The organism is Lentilactobacillus dabitei (genome assembly GCF_019061365.1).
Classification (GTDB): domain Bacteria; phylum Bacillota; class Bacilli; order Lactobacillales; family Lactobacillaceae; genus Lentilactobacillus; species Lentilactobacillus dabitei.
Map to the genome: position 1 here is coordinate 1 of NZ_JAHPPD010000214.1, position 225 is coordinate 225.

1 pseudogene is annotated in these 225 nt (G+C 35.6%); it reads right to left on the reverse strand.

The features are described 5' to 3' along the window. A pseudogene (locus KTE19_RS13830) lies at positions 1 to 96 on the reverse strand (IS200/IS605 family transposase); the annotation flags it as partial. Positions 97 to 225: the final 129 nt, after the last annotated feature.

A 225-nucleotide genomic window follows, 5' to 3' on the forward strand; every position in this document is an offset into this window, starting at 1 on the left:
CCGATATTTAGTTACCCAGATTAAATGAAAATGAAAATTGTAAACATAGTTGCGTTCGTAAATAGCTTCATCTAAACGCTGATTTTTATTGCTCATGTGACAACCTTCTTCCTACCGATCTATCAGCAATGTTATCCCTAAACATTTTCTCATGTGTTATCATTAGAGTAACATGTTTAGGAGGTGAAATCTACATGAGTCAAACAATGGCGCAGTTGCCGTATC